16 protein-coding genes are annotated in these 15,188 nt (G+C 52.5%); 8 read left to right on the top strand and 8 right to left on the bottom strand.

Features of this window, described 5'->3' with window-relative positions:
* Position 1 precedes the first annotated feature (1 nt).
* Complete coding sequence (gene crp / locus ACIGCM_RS22655; RefSeq protein ID WP_010486147.1) at positions 2 to 646, bottom strand: cAMP-activated global transcriptional regulator CRP; 645 nt, start codon at positions 644 to 646, stop codon at positions 2 to 4.
* A gap of 235 nt (positions 647 to 881) precedes the next feature.
* Here crp and ACIGCM_RS22660 point away from each other — a divergent pair, with 235 nt between their 5' ends.
* Together ACIGCM_RS22660 and speD are read left to right on the top strand one after the other, a co-directional pair.
* On the top strand, positions 882 to 1,313 hold the full coding sequence (locus ACIGCM_RS22660; protein WP_397504325.1) for an OsmC family protein: 432 nt from the start codon (positions 882 to 884) through the stop codon (positions 1,311 to 1,313).
* A gap of 259 nt (positions 1,314 to 1,572) precedes the next feature.
* Positions 1,573 to 2,367, top strand: coding sequence for an adenosylmethionine decarboxylase (gene speD / locus ACIGCM_RS22665; RefSeq protein ID WP_397504338.1), 795 nt, complete (start codon positions 1,573 to 1,575; stop codon positions 2,365 to 2,367).
* Between the two features lie 93 nt (positions 2,368 to 2,460).
* Here speD and coq7 read toward each other — a convergent pair whose 3' ends face one another.
* Entirely contained in the window at positions 2,461 to 3,108 is a 648-nt protein-coding gene (gene coq7 / locus ACIGCM_RS22670; RefSeq protein ID WP_397504326.1) for a 2-polyprenyl-3-methyl-6-methoxy-1,4-benzoquinone monooxygenase, read from the bottom strand.
* Between the two features lie 317 nt (positions 3,109 to 3,425).
* Here coq7 and ACIGCM_RS22675 point away from each other — a divergent pair, with 317 nt between their 5' ends.
* A complete protein-coding gene (locus ACIGCM_RS22675; RefSeq protein WP_397504327.1) occupies positions 3,426 to 4,910 on the top strand; it encodes an AAA family ATPase in 1,485 nt (494 codons plus the stop codon).
* On the opposite strand, the gene ACIGCM_RS22680 is transcribed toward ACIGCM_RS22675, so the two are convergent.
* The 4 genes from ACIGCM_RS22680 to hemJ form a co-directional block, all read right to left on the bottom strand.
* The gene (locus tag ACIGCM_RS22680) at positions 4,907 to 5,698 is read right to left on the bottom strand and encodes an SDR family NAD(P)-dependent oxidoreductase (RefSeq protein WP_397504328.1); all 792 of its coding nucleotides are present in this window, start codon (positions 5,696 to 5,698) and stop codon (positions 4,907 to 4,909) included. The genes ACIGCM_RS22675 and ACIGCM_RS22680 overlap by 4 nt on opposite strands.
* Positions 5,699 to 5,756: 58 nt before the next feature.
* Positions 5,757 to 6,737, bottom strand: a complete 981-nt coding sequence (locus tag ACIGCM_RS22685; protein ID WP_397504329.1) for a DUF805 domain-containing protein — start codon at positions 6,735 to 6,737, stop codon at positions 5,757 to 5,759.
* 170 nt (positions 6,738 to 6,907) lie between these two features.
* Positions 6,908 to 7,861 (bottom strand): NAD(P)H-dependent flavin oxidoreductase, encoded by a 954-nt coding sequence (locus tag ACIGCM_RS22690; protein WP_397504330.1) that lies wholly within the window; start codon positions 7,859 to 7,861, stop codon positions 6,908 to 6,910.
* A 35-nt stretch (positions 7,862 to 7,896) separates the two neighbouring features.
* The gene (gene hemJ, locus ACIGCM_RS22695) at positions 7,897 to 8,325 is read right to left on the bottom strand and encodes a protoporphyrinogen oxidase HemJ (RefSeq protein WP_397504331.1); all 429 of its coding nucleotides are present in this window, start codon (positions 8,323 to 8,325) and stop codon (positions 7,897 to 7,899) included.
* Between the two features lie 135 nt (positions 8,326 to 8,460).
* Between hemJ and argC the strand changes: the two genes are divergently transcribed.
* The 4 genes from argC to erpA all read left to right on the top strand — a co-directional run bounded on the left by argC (position 8,461) and on the right by erpA (position 11,088).
* Positions 8,461 to 9,495, top strand: a complete 1,035-nt coding sequence (gene argC / locus ACIGCM_RS22700; RefSeq protein ID WP_397504332.1) for an N-acetyl-gamma-glutamyl-phosphate reductase — start codon at positions 8,461 to 8,463, stop codon at positions 9,493 to 9,495.
* A 59-nt stretch (positions 9,496 to 9,554) separates the two neighbouring features.
* Complete coding sequence (locus tag ACIGCM_RS22705) at positions 9,555 to 10,229, top strand: DUF6776 family protein (RefSeq protein ID WP_397504333.1); 675 nt, start codon at positions 9,555 to 9,557, stop codon at positions 10,227 to 10,229.
* 9 nt (positions 10,230 to 10,238) lie between these two features.
* Positions 10,239 to 10,664 carry a polymer-forming cytoskeletal protein gene (locus ACIGCM_RS22710; protein ID WP_397504334.1) on the top strand — a complete coding sequence of 142 codons (426 nt, stop codon included), beginning with the start codon at positions 10,239 to 10,241 and terminating at the stop codon, positions 10,662 to 10,664.
* A gap of 73 nt (positions 10,665 to 10,737) precedes the next feature.
* Complete coding sequence (gene erpA / locus ACIGCM_RS22715; protein WP_010486164.1) at positions 10,738 to 11,088, top strand: iron-sulfur cluster insertion protein ErpA; 351 nt, start codon at positions 10,738 to 10,740, stop codon at positions 11,086 to 11,088.
* A 65-nt stretch (positions 11,089 to 11,153) separates the two neighbouring features.
* Here erpA and ACIGCM_RS22720 read toward each other — a convergent pair whose 3' ends face one another.
* Positions 11,154 to 12,245, bottom strand: a complete 1,092-nt coding sequence (locus tag ACIGCM_RS22720; protein WP_397504335.1) for an anhydro-N-acetylmuramic acid kinase — start codon at positions 12,243 to 12,245, stop codon at positions 11,154 to 11,156.
* 5 nt (positions 12,246 to 12,250) lie between these two features.
* On the bottom strand, positions 12,251 to 13,672 hold the full coding sequence (locus tag ACIGCM_RS22725; RefSeq protein ID WP_397504336.1) for a peptidoglycan DD-metalloendopeptidase family protein: 1,422 nt from the start codon (positions 13,670 to 13,672) through the stop codon (positions 12,251 to 12,253).
* A gap of 222 nt (positions 13,673 to 13,894) precedes the next feature.
* On the opposite strand from ACIGCM_RS22725, the gene tyrS reads away from it, so the two are divergent.
* On the top strand, positions 13,895 to 15,094 hold the full coding sequence (tyrS, locus tag ACIGCM_RS22730) for a tyrosine--tRNA ligase (RefSeq protein WP_397504337.1): 1,200 nt from the start codon (positions 13,895 to 13,897) through the stop codon (positions 15,092 to 15,094).
* Positions 15,095 to 15,188 lie beyond the last annotated feature (94 nt).

Raw genomic sequence — 15,188 nt, forward strand, 5'->3', positions numbered from 1 at the left:
ATTAGCGCGTACCAAAAACAACCATGGTTTTGCCTTTGACGTGGACCAAGCCTTGTTCTTCCAGTGCTTTGAGTACCCGACCAACCATCTCGCGAGAGCAGCCGACAATCCGGCCAATTTCCTGACGCGTGATTTTGATCTGCATGCCATCCGGATGAGTCATAGCATCCGGTTGTTTGCATAGATCAAGCAGAGTGCGGGCCACACGTCCGGTGACATCTAAAAATGCCAAGTCTCCCACCTTGCGCGTGGTGTTGCGCAAGCGTTCAGCCATCTGGCTGCCCAGTGCATAAAGGATATCAGGGTCCTGTTCTGTAAGTTCGCGGAACTTGGTGTAGCTCAACTCAGCGACTTCACATTCGGTTTTTGCCCGAACCCATGCGCTGCGCTCTTTATCGGCACCTTCTTTATCAAACAGACCCAGCTCACCGAAAAAATCTCCGGAGTTGAGGTAGGCGATAATCATCTCGCGACCGTCGTCATCTTCAATCAGGATCGTGACCGAGCCTTTTACAATGAAGAACAGGGTTTCGCAGCGATCACCCGCATAGATAATGGTGCTTTTTGCCGTGTAACGACGGCGATGACAATGTGCAAGAAGCTTGTCGAGGTTCTTTATTTTAGGTGTAAGGGTTATAGCGACCATGCCCGAGTCCCGAAATATAAAAATGTGTGCCTTTGTCTTGGAGGCGTTTTCTTATTAGTTATGCGAGCTAGTGTGCCAGTAAAGTGGCGTCAGCTTAATCAACACTATCTTACACAGCCTCATTTTGCGACCCAGCTAACAACATTGAGTTGAACTTTCTTCAAAGTGAGGCTATAGCCGAGTGTTTACGGCGCTGTGCTAAGCTGCCGGACTTTTCATCAGCGGAGGCTTAGTTATGAAAGCGCGCGTTCAATGGGCCGGTGAAGCCCTATTTATTGGTGAGTCGGGTAGCGGCCATGCGGTGGTTATGGATGGTCCTCCTGAAAGCGGTGGGCGTAACCTCGGTGTAAGGCCCATGGAAATGGTGCTGATAGGCTTAGGCGGCTGCAGCAACTTCGATGTAGTGAGCATTCTCAAGAAGTCACGGCAGGCGGTTGAAAGCTGCGAGGTGTTTCTTGACGCCGACCGTGCCGGTGAGGAGCCTAAGGTTTTCACCAAGATTCACCTGCACTTCGTGGTAAAGGGCCGCAGCTTAAAAGAAGCGCAGGTCAAACGCGCGGTCGAACTGTCTGCCGAGAAATATTGCTCGGCCTCAATCATGCTCGCTCGCGGTGGGGTTGAAATCAGCCATGACTACGAAATTATCGAGCTTGCAGAGGTGCAATAAGCTGCGCTCACTGAGTTGGGATCATTTTTTTAGTCGGGCGCTGACATAGTTTTATCATTTGCACCGTTCACACTCTGGCGGGCGGTGCATTGCATCTGCATAATGGCGCCCCTTTTTAGGGGCGCTATGCGCTTCGTATACACAACCAAAATCGCCAAAGCGAAGAGGTGTTAACCGTCCTACGCAACCGAGTACTTCACGGTTGACGGGCATGCTCGACCACGCGGCCTTGCCGCTTTCTATAGAGAGTTTTAAAACGGTGAAAAGCAGACTCAAGCTCCATGGGTTTAACAACCTGACCAAGACCTTGAGCTTCAACATCTATGACATCTGCTACGCGGAAACGCCGGAAGACCAGCAGGCCTATGTTCAGTACATCGACGAAGAGTACGATGCTGAACGCCTGACGCAGATTCTCACTGATGTTGTTGACATTATCGGTGCCAACATCCTTAACATTGCCCGTCAGGATTACGAGCCGCAAGGCGCTAGCGTAACTATCCTGATCTCCGAGCAGCCGGTTGAGCCGACCGAAAGTCAGATCGAGGAGTCACCAGGCCCATTGCCTGAGACCATCCTTGCGCATCTGGATAAGAGCCACATCACCGTCCATACCTACCCGGAAATCCATCCGGTTGATGGTATTGCCACTTTCCGGGTTGATATCGATGTGTCGACCTGCGGCGTGATTTCACCGCTCAAAGCGTTGAATTATCTGATCCATCAATTTGACTCGGATATTGTGACTGTCGATTACCGCGTTCGTGGGTTTACCCGTGACGTTGAAGGCAAAAAGCACTTTATCGATCACGAGATCAACTCGATCCAGAATTATCTGTCTGATGACACTCAAGACGCCTATCAAATGACGGACGTCAACGTGTATCAGGAAAACCTCTTCCACACCAAAATGCTGCTTAAAAACTACGACTTGGATGATTACCTCTTCGGTGATGCCACACGCAGTTTGACTCCCGAACAGCGCCAGCAGGTAGAAGAGCGCTTGCGTCACGAAATGCTTGAGATCTTCTACGCGCGCAATATGCCTAAGTAGATTCTCTGCGCAACAAAAAGCCCGCAGTTGCGGGCTTTTTGTTGCGCGGCCATTTAGTCTTTATCGGTCGCGCGATAACTGTGGCTGCTGGCGTCAGATGCGGTATGCACTTTTAGTCATGACCTTGGAAAGAAGGGTCATGCCGAATTTCACTGGGCGCGGGAACTTGATCCCGCCAGCCTCTAGCGCGGTGTTGGCATGATGGCTCTCGTCTTCACGCATTTGCTCGAGAATCGCCCGGGTCTTCTCATCATGCTCAGGCACTTGCACCAAGTGCTCGTCCAAGTGTTTAACCACCTGGTCTTCTGTCGCCGCGACAAAGCCCAAGCTGATTTTGTCACTGACCAGCCCCGCAAGCGCGCCTACCCCAAACGACAATCCATAAAACAGCGGATTGAATACACTTGGACGCCCGCCAAGTTGGTGAATACGTTGTTCGCACCAGGCCAGATGGTCAACTTCCTCGTCGGCTGAGTGTTCCATTGCCTCGCGAACTTCGGGCAATTTAGCGGTCAACGCTTGGCCTTGATACAACGCTTGAGCGCACACTTCGCCGGTATGGTTGATGCGCATCAAACCAGCAATATGTTTGGCTTGTTGCGGATCAAGTTCGGACTCTGGCTGCACAACAGCAGGAGAAGGTCGCGTGGGCTGGCCGCTGAATGGTAGCAGCGTGCGTAAGGCAACATCGGCCTGTAATAACAGGCGATCTACTGGTGAATATTGGCGGTCACTGGCCATGGGATAACCTCCGGCAAGAACAATTGCCTACAGTTTACGCTAATCAACAAAGCAAGGCTTGATCGAGATCAGCCGTGCATTCGCCTGCTGATTGTGGCTACGGGGGTGGGTTTACAGTTGGTGGTTGGTTTTCACTCTGTGCCCTTGAACTTTAACAGCATTAAATGAATATCTTGCCCAAGCGCATTATGATCGTCACCTAAGGAACCGCTGAAAACTACTGCGCTACATTTTTCAGAGGTTCCCTAACACCATGCTGTTATAACCGTGGCTCTAGTGTGCAGCTGTTGGTTCCGTAAAGGATTTAGGGAGTTGCTGTGAAAAACGACATCCATGACCTCGGTTTGGTGCTCGACTCGAAGATCAAATTGGTGCTGATCGAGTCTTGGGACGAGTTGCGCGTTTTACAAACGCTCACCAGCTTGGCGGTTAAGCGCGGTTTAGGCCTGTACACCTGGTCGATTACTGAAGGTATACAGCATCTTGGCTTCACAACTGATGCCAGTGGCGGGGAGGGTTCGAGTGAACCTGAGGCCGCACTGCGCTTGATCAAAGCGGACCCGCAGCCGAACCTTTATGTCATGTGTGATTTGCATCCATTTATCACGGATAACCCAAAGCTGGTGCGCTTGCTCAAAGAAATCGCGATGGATGACAGCCCGCACAAACCCACATTGGTGTTGGTTTCACATGCGTGTCAGCTACCGGCCGAGATTCAGCGTTATGCGGCACGTTTAAGCTTGGCACTGCCGAGCGCAGATGAGCTATTGGCAATCGTTCGTGAGGAAGCCACGCGCTGGAGTGAGCGCAATCGCAATACCCGTGTCCGCACCGACAATCGGACTTTGCAGCAGGTGGTTAAAAACTTACGGGGGATGAGCCACGCAGAGGCTCGAATATTAGCGCGTAAAGTGATTTGCGACGACGGCGCAATCACCCAGGAAGACCTGCCGGAGTTAAATAAAGCCAAATCGCAACTGCTCGATCTTGAGAGCGTGCTCAGCTTTGAGTATGAAACCGCAAACTTTGCCGATGTTGGCGGGCTCGACAATCTCAAGCGTTGGTTGGCGGATCGACAAACTGCCTTTATGGAGGCTGCTACGCAAGACCTTCCAAAAGGCGTGTTGTTGGTTGGCGTGCAGGGTGCTGGTAAAAGTTTGGCGGCGAAAGCAGTTGCCGGTCTTTGGGGCTTGCCGCTGCTACGCCTGGACTTTGCCAATCTGTACAACAAGTTTTTCGGTGAAACGGAGCGTAACTTGCGTGAAGCGCTGAAAATGGCCGAACAAATGTCGCCGTGTGTGCTTTGGGTTGATGAGATCGAGAAAGGCCTGGCCAGCGGTGATAACGACGGTGGCGTGAGTCAGCGGGTACTGGGCACATTGCTGACTTGGATGTCCGAGCGCAAGACCCCTGTGTTTATAGTTGCAACCGCAAACGTCATTGAGCGACTGCCGCCTGAGTTGGTGCGCAAAGGCCGTTTCGATGAAATATTCTTTGTGGATTTGCCAGACTCGGCCTCTCGCGAGGACATTTTCAGCATCCACCTCAAACGCCGCGAACTTGATCCTCAGCAGTTTGATCTCAAGTTGCTGGCCAGTGCCAGTAAGGGATTCTCGGGTGCTGAAATTGAACAGTTAGTGGTCAGCGCACTGTACGCCGCGCAGGCGCGCCAGCAATCGGTTGATCTAGCACTCCTGCTGCAAGGCGTTCAGAGTACGTCGCCGTTATCGGTGGTGATGGCGGAGCATCTCACCGCGTTGCGCAACTGGGCAAAAGATCGTGCAGTGGCTGCCAACGGCTAAGGTTGCGCGAGAAACTGGCGGTTAAGCCGCGCGCTTATTTTTCTCACCAGCCAGCGTGGGGCGAACCTCGGCGAAAGTGCCAGCAAACGATTGCGCCAGCCGGGAATGATAATTGCTCGGTTTTTATCCAGCGCACGCACGGTGATCAGTGCAACTTCCTCTGCGCTGAGCATCAATTTGCTGTTTCTCAGGCGTCTGTCATCCAGAGCTGCTTTGCGGAAAAACGCACTTCGGGTTGGTCCCGGGCAGAGCACAGACACTGCAACGCCATACTCCTTAAGTTCTTCGCGCAGCGCTTCCGACAAGTGCAGCACATAGGCTTTGCTGGCGTAATAATTGGCCATCCAGGCACCGGGTTGAAACGCAGCTACGGAGGCGACGTTAAGTATTTGGCCGTTGCCTTGTCCTGCCATGACATTACCCACGGAGTGACAAAGACGCGCTAAGGCCAGCATATTGACCTCAATCAATTGCTGTTCCTGGGTCCAGTCCTGAGCGACGAAAGCCCCTGAGGTGCCGAAGCCTGCGTTATTGACCAACAAATCAATGGAGTAGGTGCCTTCCTCCAGCTCCATCAACAAGCCCGTCAGTTGGGTCGGTTTACTCAGGTCGCAAGCGCGGATCAACACCTCGACGGAAAAGCGCTGGGCCAACTCTGCGGCGATACTTTCCAAGGCATCACGCTGGCGGGCGACCAGTAGCAAGTTGCGCCCGCGCCTAGCGAGCGCTTCAGCCAGTGCTAAACCAATTCCGCTAGTAGCGCCTGTAACCAGGGCGTATCGAGACATGTTGCGTACTCCGTGATGGGGCCAGTGCTGACCCCACGCATTCATTAAGCGTAACGCTTTATTCTAATGCCCCGGTTTGTAGCATTTGCAGTGCATTTGGGATTGTTAGCATCGCGATGATAAAGCCGATGAGGGTCAGCGCAGCGATGCCGATGACAATTCCTGATAAGACCTTGACCGCAGTGCTGTTAGCGGGAGGTGGTGGGCCATAACGGTTTGGGCCGTTGGTGCCAGGTACACACAAAATCAGCAAGCTAAAGACACTGCCAACTAAAGGTACGATAGTGATCAGCAATAGCCAGCCAGACCACCCAATGTCGTGTAATCGCTGAACGTTGATCATCACGCCGACTACTGCAATCGCGACAGTCACGATGAGTATCAAGATAACGCCGACTGTCGCTGAAATTGACGACCCGGCTGCTGCTATACCGAAAAGCGGCGCGCAAACCAGCATTAACACAAATGTCCATGCCAAGAACCGCAAGCGACCAATACGGCCATCTGTTGTAAATGGCTTAAGCTCGCCAAACGCTGGCAGGTGCTCACCCACTGGTGCCTGAGGCGGGGCGTAAGGCGTGTGAACAGCCGGTGCTGTCGGTGCGGGTACAGTTGGCGAAGGAGCCACTGTTGCGGTTTCTTCTTGCGCAGCCTGTCGCGCTAGGAATTTCTCAATGATAATTCCGCACGCCGAGCATTCGATGGCCTTGTCCTGCTGATGGCCACACTTAGGGCATTTCATGGTTTCAGTCGATTCGATGGCCTGGCTATGATCTTCGGTGTCTACTAGTGACAGGCTAGCGGCCAAATCTGGCTCTTTGCGGGCTTTGGCCCCGGCACGCTCGAGAACGGCTATGTATTGGTCCGCTTCGCCTTCCAGCAAATCGCGCTTTAGGGCGATCTGGCTACCGCTAAAAAGTGTATTGATTCGTGCATTGTCACTTTTAAATAGCTTGGCTAGATTGTCCTTGGCGGTCTCAAGTGCCACCTCAGGCATCAATTCACCATTGAAAACAATCTTGAAACGAGCTTGTGTCATGCGAGCTTCCTTGTCGGCGCTAGTGTGTTGTGAGTGATGGCGAATTTTGTCGTTTGATCAGAGCCTAGAATATAAATGTTGGTTTTTCAGGGCGCATCTCTAATGGCGGCAACGGATCGGTAAAGCACTGATGGCAATATGCCGCTAAATAAGAGTGATTATTGATTCCTTTACTGCCGTTGTAAACGCAGCGTGCGCTCTAGTGCCGCCTTATACTCGTGATCCAGTCGTGAAATTAGCGAGTTGACATCGGGTATTTCATTGATCTCGCCGACGCCTTGCCCTGCGGACCACACGGTTTTCCAAGCTTTTGCTTCATCACTGACCGGCTTGAGTTTGTCGCCGTAATTAACTTCGCCTTTATTTTGCAACTGCTTCAAGTCGTAGCCTGCGCGCTCTAAGCTTTGGCGCATAAAGCTAGCCGGGATGCCAGAAACGGCTGGGGTGTGGATGATGTCGGCAGCTTTGGCGTCGATGATCATCTGTTTGTAATCATGGTCAGCGTCACTTTCTTGCGTGGCGATAAAGCGGGTCCCCATATAGGCAAGGTCAGCTCCAAGGATTTGCGCTGCTAGGACTTCATGGCCGTGATTCAGGCAACCTGAAAGCAGTAGGGTTTTATCGAAGAACTGCCGCAGTTCCGCGATCAGTGCAAATGGGCTCCAGGTTCCAGCATGTCCGCCTGCTCCGGCGGCAACCGCAATCAGGCCGTCTACGCCGGCTTCCGCTGCTTTTTCACCATGGCGGCGCGTCGTGACGTCATGGAAGACCAAACCGCCATAACTGTGCACAGCATCTACCACCTCTTTGACGGCGCCCAGGCTGGTGATCACGAGAGGGACACGCTTTTCAACACAGATGGCCAGATCGGCCTGCACGCGAGGATTGGTGCCATGAACGATAAGGTTCACCGCATAGGGGGCCGCGTTGTCATTGAGCCCGGCTTCGATTTCATCAATCCATGCTCGAAAGCCGCTGCTCTCGCGTTGGTTGAGAGCAGGAAAACTCCCAACGATGCCGTTGTTACAGCAGGCCGTTACTAGCTTTGGGTTCGACACCAGAAACATGGGGGCGGCGACTACAGGCAGGCGTAGACGTTGTTCGAGCAATTGGGGTAATGACATCACGGCACCTTATTTGAGTTGTATATGGGATGAAGTCAGAACGGGCGAACGATGACCAAAATGACAATGCCCAGCAATGCCAACACCGGCGCCTCGTTAAACCAGCGGTAAAACACATGGCTGCGGTTATTGTCGCCTAAAGCGAAGCGTTTGAGTTGCGCACCACAGAGATGCTGATAACCAATCAAAAGTAAGACTAATACTAGTTTGGCGTGCATCCAGCCTTGGCTGAAGTAGTAACTGGGGTTCAGGCTGATCAGCGCTGCGCCAAATACCACTGTGGCGATCATGGCTGGAGTCATGATGCCGCGATAAAGTTTGCGTTCCATGATGCAGAAGCGTTCCCGACTGATACTGTCTTCACTCATGGCGTGATAAACAAACAAGCGCGGTAAATAGAACAACCCGGCGAACCAGCAAACCATCGAGATAATGTGTAAGGCTTTGAGCCACAAGTAGAGCATGTAGGGCGACCTGAATTGATTAATACCCGCGATAGTAGTGCTCCGTTACGCATCCGTCATCACTGCTAGTTGGCCCCATCGCCTTAGGGCTTTATTATCAAAGGCTTTCCAGTGTCTTTCTGTAGGGGGCAAGTAATGATCAAGGTCGGAATCGTCGGCGGCACAGGTTATACCGGTGTCGAACTGCTGCGTTTATTAGCACAGCATCCGCAAGCTCAGGTGACAGTCATTACTTCGCGCTCTGAAGCCGGACTTCGTGTTGATGAGATGTACCCCAATTTGCGCGGACACTACCCTGATCTCGCATTCAGCGTGCCCGATGTGGCAACGCTGGGTGCCTGCGATGTGGTGTTCTTTGCAACGCCCCATGGTGTCGCCCATGCGTTGGCCGGTGAGTTGCTTGATGCTGGCACCAAGGTAATCGACCTTTCAGCTGACTTTCGCCTAGAAAATGCTGAGGAGTGGGCGCAGTGGTACGGCCAGCCCCATGGTGCTCCTGAGTTACTGGCTGAAGCGGTTTATGGTTTGCCTGAAGTTAATCGTGAAGCAATCAAGGGCGCGCGCTTGATTGCGGTGCCGGGTTGCTACCCAACCGCGACCCAGTTGGGTTTCCTCCCCTTGCTTGAGGCTGGCTTAGCAGATCCAAGTCGCCTGATTGCCGACTGTAAGTCGGGCGTTAGCGGCGCTGGTCGTGGCGCAAGCGTCGGCTCATTGTTCAGTGAAGCGGGTGAGAACATGAAGGCGTACGCGGTTAAAGGCCATCGCCACTTGCCTGAAATCAGCCAAGGCTTACGTCGCGCTGCGGGCCAGGCTGTTGGACTTACCTTTGTGCCGCACTTAACGCCGATGATTCGGGGTATTCATTCGACGCTCTACGCCACAGTGGCCGATACCAGCGTTGACCTGCAGGCTCTGTTTGAAAAGCGCTATGCCGACGAGCCATTTGTTGATGTGATGCCAGCAGGCAGTCATCCGGAGACCCGCAGTGTTCGCGGCGCTAATGTCTGCAGGATTGCTGTGCATCGCCCACAAGGTGGCGACTTAGTCGTTGTTCTTTCGGTCATTGATAACCTGGTCAAAGGTGCTTCAGGCCAGGCAGTGCAAAACATGAACATCTTATTTGGTTTGGATGAGCGTGCCGGCTTATCGCATGCTGCTTTGCTGCCCTGATGGCGGGTTGGGAAGTACGCCCGAGCGGTCCTGACCGCTCTGGGCGAGCACGTCTTCTGATGTTGCTGTTACTGCTTGCTGCGCCAGCGGCATTTTACGCGGGCATGCAGTGGCAACTTCAGCGGACCGCAGCACTTGCAGCACAAATCAAACCGATGGCTAAGCGTCTGGCTGAGCAGGAAAGCCAGCTAGATGACTTACATGCGCAGATCGCTGTTGCGACCAGTGGCGCAAGCGTTGCAGAGAAAGCCAACGAGCAAAATCGCTTAACAATTAAGCTGCTTGAGGAGCAAATCTTCAAAGAGCAACAGGATCTGTCGTTCTATAAAGGTGTGTTGGCACCTGCAAGTCGACGAGAAGGTTTGCGAATTCGCACTTTTGAGCTGCAGGCAACGGAAAATCCGCGGCGCTTTCGCTACAAACTACTGCTCAGTCGTGTAGGTAAAGACGACAAACCGTTAAATGGGCAGTTGCACGTTACTGTCGAGGGCAGTCAAGGTTCAAAGAGCAAGGTAGTGCTTGAGCTTTCTAGCCTCAGTCAGGATCAGTTTGTACCCTTCAAGGGCGCGCTTATTCCTTACACATTCAAGCATTTCAAATCGATCCCGGAGGCTGGGCGATTTGCCGAGCTTGAACTGCCCGACGGCTTTGAGCCAAGTCAGATACGAGTGCGTGCCGAGATCAAAGGTGAGAAACCACTGGAGCGCACATTCAAATGGTTAAACAAAGAGTAAGCAATTGCCATGTGGAACAAAGATAAACCCAAGCCGGATCTGCAGCGCTTTAATGGTAAAACCAGTTTGATTGCAGCTGGTGCAGCACTAAGCGGTGATTTGAAGTTTTTGGGAGCCGTTCAGGTCGACGGGCAAGTTACTGGTAACCTGGTTACCAGTGAGGGCATGGTTCGTATAAGTGTTGAAGGCAAGGTTGAAGGTGAGATTCGTGCCCCTCATATTGTGATTGATGGTGAGGTGGTGGGTAATGTCTATGCCAGCCAACACCTTGAGCTAGGGTCGCGCGCGCGAGTTCAGGGCAACCTGTATTATGGCCTGATGGAAATGGCCATGGGGGCTCAGATCGAAGGCAATTTGTGCCACCTGAAAGACCAGGCACGTCCACTCGAGTTGCCAGAAAATTTGATTGATGGTGAGTCTGAGCTTGTACAATAGTTGACCGCTTTTGTAGGGTAAGCGGATAATAGCCGCAACGCAGTATGGCGCTTAGCGCCGGGAGATAGTCAACATGAGCGTCGAAACCTTCACCCCCACGGCTTTGCAATTTACTCAAGGTGCTGCAAGCAAGGTGAAGAGCCTGGTGGATGAGGAGGGTAATCCTCGTCTGAAACTGCGTGTGTTTGTCACAGGCGGTGGTTGCTCCGGCTTTCAGTATGGCTTCACTTTTGATGAAGAACTTGCGGACGATGACACCATCGTGGAGCGCGAGGGCGTTAGTCTTGTGGTCGATCCAATGAGCTTCCAGTATTTGGCGGGTGCTGAAGTCGACTATCAAGAAGGGCTTGAGGGCTCACGGTTCGTGATCAAGAACCCTAATGCAACAACGACCTGTGGCTGTGGTTCATCCTTTTCAATCTAAGGATCAGCCTCTAGGTACATGAAAAAGCCGCGATTAATCGCGGCTTTTTTGTACTTCAGTTCTCCCTAGGCGGGGTAAATAGCTCCGAGTACACGTAAGCCGCTGGCGCCTGTGACGCTTGGACGATTTGCACAAATATTCTCTAGGCAGCAATGTGCCAGCCAAGCAAACGCCATTGCTTCAACCCAATCAGCTGGTACGCCATGAGCTGCTGTACTGGCGACTCGGCAGTTCGGCAGCAGTTGAGCCAAACGCCGCATCAGTGTGCTGTTGTGCGCACCACCGCCGCAAACCAGTAAATCCTGGGTGTTGGTCTGGGCTGCTTGCAATGAGTCGACGATACTTTGTGCGGTCAGTTCAAGCAGGGTTGCCTGTACATCTTCTGCTTTATACGGAGGTAGTGCCTTCAACTGCTGTTCAAGCCAAGCTAAATTGAACAGCTCACGGCCGGTGCTTTTCGGGCCTGAGGTCTTAAAGAAGGCATCGCTATAGAGTGATTTAAGTAAATCTTGCTGGACTTGGCCGCTGGCCGCCCAGGTGCCATCCTGGTCATAGCTTTGTTGGCGCTGAGATTGAATCCACGCATCGAGCAAAACATTACCGGGGCCGCAGTCGAAGCCGTGGACATGGTTGTCTGCTTCAATCAGGCTAAGGTTGCTGAAACCGCCAATATTGAGCACAGCCCTTGCGCCTTTGCCTTCGCTGAATAGCGCTTCATGAAATGCTGGAACCAGAGGCGCGCCTTGCCCGCCAGCGGCAACGTCGCGGCGTCGGAAGTCAGCCACTACGGTGATTTTTGTTAGCTCGGCGAGTAGGGCAGGATTATCTATTTGTATGGTGAAGCCACGAGCCGGTTCATGGCGAACGGTTTGACCATGGCTGCCAATTGCGCGGATTGCTTCGGCTTTCAGCCCTGAGTGGGCCAGTACCTGCTCGACACCTTGTGCAGCCAGCTTGACCCAGCATTGCTCGGCAAGTGCTGCACGTGCCAACTCATCTGCGCCTGAAGAACACAACGCTAGAAGCTCTGCGCGTAATTCATCTGGCATAGCAATGTAGTGACTTGCTACGAGGCGAGTAGTGTCGTGTTGCTCGATCAGGGCAATGTCCAGACCGTCGAGACTGGTTCCGGACATCACACCTATATAGTAAGGCATTGAGGTTAGCGTTTGTTCTGCGCGAGCAGGGTGCTGCGCTCTTGATCCATCTGCGCCATTAACGGTTTGCTGACCGCCATGAACCGAGCTTTTTCGTTCTTGGCAATTGGGTCTGCCATCGGCAGTTTCTGGCTCAGCGGGTCTACGTGAACGCCATTGACCTGAAACTCGTAATGCAGATGCGGGCCGGTGGATAGGCCAGTGGTGCCAATGTAACCAATGATCTGCCCCTGCTTGACTGTGCTGCCCGTACGAATCCCTTTAGCAAACCCTTGCATATGGCCATACAGCGTGCGGTAACGTTGGCCGTGCTGTATGACGATCGCATTGCCGTAGCCGCCGCGACGTCCAGCAGAAAGAATCTTCCCATCGCCAGTGGCTTTGATGGGTGTGCCGCGCGGAGCTGCGTAATCAACACCTTTGTGTGCGCGAATTTTGTTCAGAATGGGATGGCGGCGGCCATTGGAAAAGCGAGAGCTAATACGGGCGTAGTCTACCGGCGTGCGAATAAAGGCTTTGCGCATGCTTTTACCGTCAGCACCATAGTAAGTGGTATTGCCGCGTTTATCGGTATAGCGCACCGCTGTGTAACTTTTACCGCGATTGGTAAAGCGTGCGGAAAGAATATTGCCACTGCCGACACGCTTGCCATTGACCAGCTTATCTTCGTAGATCACCTCAAATTCGTCGCCGTTACGAATATCCATGGCGAAGTCGATGTCGTAACCGAAAATATTAGCCAGCTGCATGGTCAAGCTATGGGGTAAGCCGGAGCGTTGACCGGCTTGTGACAGTGAGCTGCGGATAACGCCGTGGGCATACGAATCGCGTATTTCAGGCTTAACCAGGTCGCGCTTGAATGCATACCCGTCATCTGTTTTCGCGATGCTGACGGTTTCCATGTCACTCAGCTTGCTGCTTAGGCTTTCAAGGTTGCCATCATCAGTGAGTTTGAAGTCCAAAACCTGGCCCACTTTGATTTGCGTAAGCTTTTTCGCCTCTTTGCTGCTATTGAGCACGTCGTGAAGTGTGCTGGCAGAAATATTGGCGCGCTCGAACAATGTCGAGAGCGTGTCGCCTTTCTCTACTGTCAGTTGACGTTCGTTAGGATTTTTTGGCGGCTCTACAGGTGCAGACTGAACTTCGGGGGTAATTGACGCGGTCGTTTCAGCTTGCGTTGGAGTGCCCATGTTGGCGAATGGGGCAGGAACTGCGTCTTCTGGGTTGATAAGGTCGGCGGCATCGCTGCCTGGCTCGAACTGCTCTGCAGGGTTGTCTAGATCCAGACCAATGTAGGTTTTTTTGGCTTCTACTTCTCGCGTGGGAAACACCAGAAGGGCAAGGCTGAGGATGGCGGCAACGCCGCTAGCCGCAAGAATGTGGGTTTTGGGGTAAAGCGGTGGCTTTTTGCTAGTTATATTTGGCATAGGTGGCTTTTGACTACGAAAAGATGAAAAGAAAAAGATATAAAGTAGGTAGCACATGATGAATATGCACTAACTGTATAAAATATAACCAAATTGCCCATGAGGCAACCCTCGGTGAGCGCTCGATCGTGTAAGTTTGTTTGTCGTTTGGCAAAACTTGTCATTTGTCTGTGATCTTGTATCGTTGTTCACCTTTATTTTTTAGTGGTCATGAGTCCTGCCATGAAGTCGGTTGAAGAGCAGCTAGCGCTAATTAAGCGTGGTGCAGAGGAAGTCCTGGTTGAATCTGAGCTGGTCGAGAAGCTCAAGCGCGGTCAGCCGCTGCGTATTAAGGCGGGCTTTGATCCGACTGCGCCCGATCTGCATCTCGGGCACACCGTTCTTATCAATAAGCTGCGCCAATTCCAGGAGTTGGGGCACCAGGTGATTTTCCTGATTGGAGATTTCACCGGGATGATTGGCGACCCTAGCGGCAAGAGTGCCACGCGGCCGCCGCTGACTCGCGAGCAAGTCCTGGAAAACGCCGAGACCTATAAGGCCCAGGTGTTCAAGATTCTTGATCCAGCTAAAACCGAGGTTGCATTCAACTCGACATGGATGGAGCAGCTGACCCCGGCTGACTTTATTAAGCTGGCTTCGCAGTACACCGTTGCTCGTATGCTTGAGCGTGACGACTTTAATAACCGCTACACCACCAACCAGCCGATTGCGATCCATGAGTTCCTATACCCGCTTGTTCAGGGCTATGACTCTGTTGCATTAAAGGCGGATGTTGAGTTGGGCGGTACAGATCAAAAGTTTAATCTGCTGATGGGGCGCGAGTTGCAGCGTTCATACGGCCAGTCTTCGCAGTGCATCGTTACCATGCCTCTGCTTGAAGGTTTGGACGGGGTTAAGAAGATGTCCAAGTCGCTCGGCAACTATATAGGTATCCAAGAAGCGCCAGGTGCGATCTATAACAAGCTGGTGTCGATGCCTGACTCGCTGATGTGGCGCTACTTTGAGCTGCTGAGCTTTCGTTCCATGGATGAAATCAACCAGTTCAAGTGTGATGTCGAAGCAGGCGCCAATCCGCGTGATATCAAAATCAAGCTTGCTGAAGAGATTGTTGCGCGCTTCCACGGTGAAGAAGCGGCTGCCAATGCTCACCGTTCTGCTGGCAACCGTATGAAAGAGGGCGAGTTGCCGGAAGACTTGCCTGAGATCGAGTTGTCCTCGGTTGAGGATATGCCTATTTCTGCGCTCCTTAATAAAGCAGGCTTGGTGAAGAACTCGGCAGCTGCGCGTGACTTACTGGGCAATGGTGGTGTACGTGTAGATGGTGAGGTGGTTGAGCGTACCTATATAGTTAAAGTGGGTACGACGCAGGTTTATCAGGCGGGTAAGAAGGCTTTTGCACGAATTACTCTAAAAGCTGAATAAAACCCTTGACGGCAAATCTGAGGTGCCTATAATGCGCACCTCTTCCGGCGTAGACCTCTCGGAAAACTTCTTAGAAAACAAGAAGTTAGCTTAA

The organism is Pseudomonas sp. NPDC078700 (genome assembly GCF_044542375.1).
GTDB lineage: Bacteria > Pseudomonadota > Gammaproteobacteria > Pseudomonadales > Pseudomonadaceae > Aquipseudomonas.

Coding starts and splice junctions, on each gene's coding strand:
- crp (WP_010486147.1), bottom strand. CDS start 646: ATGGTCGCTATAACCCTTACACCTAAAATAAAGAACCTCGACAAGCTT.
- ACIGCM_RS22660 (WP_397504325.1), top strand. CDS start 882: ATGAAAGCGCGCGTTCAATGGGCCGGTGAAGCCCTATTTATTGGTGAG.
- coq7 (WP_397504326.1), bottom strand. CDS start 3,108: ATGGCCAGTGACCGCCAATATTCACCAGTAGATCGCCTGTTATTACAG.
- ACIGCM_RS22680 (WP_397504328.1), bottom strand. CDS start 5,698: ATGTCTCGATACGCCCTGGTTACAGGCGCTACTAGCGGAATTGGTTTA.
- ACIGCM_RS22685 (WP_397504329.1), bottom strand. CDS start 6,737: ATGACACAAGCTCGTTTCAAGATTGTTTTCAATGGTGAATTGATGCCT.
- ACIGCM_RS22690 (WP_397504330.1), bottom strand. CDS start 7,861: ATGTCATTACCCCAATTGCTCGAACAACGTCTACGCCTGCCTGTAGTC.
- hemJ (WP_397504331.1), bottom strand. CDS start 8,325: ATGCTCTACTTGTGGCTCAAAGCCTTACACATTATCTCGATGGTTTGC.
- argC (WP_397504332.1), top strand. CDS start 8,461: ATGATCAAGGTCGGAATCGTCGGCGGCACAGGTTATACCGGTGTCGAA.
- ACIGCM_RS22705 (WP_397504333.1), top strand. CDS start 9,555: ATGTTGCTGTTACTGCTTGCTGCGCCAGCGGCATTTTACGCGGGCATG.
- ACIGCM_RS22710 (WP_397504334.1), top strand. CDS start 10,239: ATGTGGAACAAAGATAAACCCAAGCCGGATCTGCAGCGCTTTAATGGT.
- erpA (WP_010486164.1), top strand. CDS start 10,738: ATGAGCGTCGAAACCTTCACCCCCACGGCTTTGCAATTTACTCAAGGT.
- ACIGCM_RS22720 (WP_397504335.1), bottom strand. CDS start 12,245: ATGCCTTACTATATAGGTGTGATGTCCGGAACCAGTCTCGACGGTCTG.
- ACIGCM_RS22725 (WP_397504336.1), bottom strand. CDS start 13,672: ATGCCAAATATAACTAGCAAAAAGCCACCGCTTTACCCCAAAACCCAC.
- tyrS (WP_397504337.1), top strand. CDS start 13,895: ATGAAGTCGGTTGAAGAGCAGCTAGCGCTAATTAAGCGTGGTGCAGAG.